Origin of the sequence: Bacteroides sp. ET71, from assembly GCF_023336905.1 — a bacterium.
Lineage (GTDB): Bacteria > Bacteroidota > Bacteroidia > Bacteroidales > Bacteroidaceae > Bacteroides.
The window spans coordinates 1-1,196 of sequence record NZ_JAMBLS010000095.1; the positions used below are offsets into that span (position 1 = coordinate 1).

General features: G+C 58.0%; 2 protein-coding genes. Both read right to left on the reverse strand.

What is annotated here, in order from left to right; translation table 11 throughout:
* Window positions 1-504 (reverse strand): DUF4138 domain-containing protein (locus tag M3090_RS15295; RefSeq protein ID WP_249057704.1); only part of this gene is annotated, 504 nt, incomplete at its 3' end.
* A 31-nt stretch (window positions 505-535) separates the two neighbouring features.
* A partial coding sequence (gene traM, locus M3090_RS15300) for a conjugative transposon protein TraM (protein WP_249057706.1) occupies window positions 536-1,196 on the reverse strand: 661 nt, incomplete at its 5' end.

The following is a 1,196-nucleotide window of genomic DNA, read 5'->3' on the forward strand; positions in this document are numbered from 1 at the left end:
ATTGTTCGGGCGGTTCACCGCCTCCCCGTCGTGCAGGAAGTCCTTCATCTCGATGTTCAGCTTGGTCGGCTCGTCGGCATACTTCACGTTGAAGGTATAGTAGCTTCCATCCTCGGTAATCACCGCCAGATTGGTTTCGCGGGAGAAGTCGCGCAAGGCGGCCTTCACCCGGAGCACGTTTTCCGAGCCGTCCGCCTTGCCCGCGATGATATCGGCGGAACCCAAGTCCACGTATTTGATAGTGGCGGGGAAGATGATATGCACGGTCTTGTAAAACGTAACCTCCAGCGCATACGGGGGTATCATCCGGTCGAAGGTTATCGGGCGTGTCAGCCCGTCGAACAAATCACCGGTGGACGGACTTCGTTTCATCCCGCCATCATCGGCAGTTGTCGGGACAGCCGTTTTTTCCGTTTCTTTCAAATCGGTTTCTTCCACGACCCTCTGCGCTTGGGCATGGGTCATTGCGGTCATGAGAGCCGCCATAAGCATAATTTTCTTCATTTTTCCTTGTGAATAATAGTGATACATAAGATTATTTCTTGGGCACAAGCAGCACCGCGTGGTTCGCTTTGAGCGTTACCTTGACGGTGCGGAACTTCGTGGCGAGGTATTGCGACAGCCCCTGTATCGCACCGCGTCCCAAGTCCGAGGCCAGTTGCGCCCCGGCATCGGTGGAGATGTTGATGCTGCTGCCCATCGTGGAACCCATGTTGGCCGCCATCTCCTTGAGTGCGGTCAGTTCCTGCGACCCCGGCACGGAGATGCCTTTCATGCCGCCCATGTCATATACCTCCAGTTCCACCGGCACGACGCTCCCTTTATAGGCAATGGAGCTGACGGTCAGTTCCATGCGCTCCCCGTTGATGCGTGCCGTAGCGGTCAGCACGGTGTTGGCCGGTATATACATGCCCCCGACATCGACCGGTTCCAGTAGGCGGATTTCCGCCTCCTTGCCGTCGCTTACCGTGACCGTGCGCCGGATGCAGGCACGGATGCTGTTCCGGGCCGATACGCACGCATGGTCCGACACGGTATGGAATCCCAGATTGTGCGGACGGCTGTACCGTTCCATGAACTCGGCATCGGACATCGGTTGTGCCAGCATCGACACGACCTGTTCCGCCACCTGCGTGACCGGGCTGACCGTCCTTCCCTCCGTTTCCGTTACGGGTACGGACTTCGCTCCGCCACCC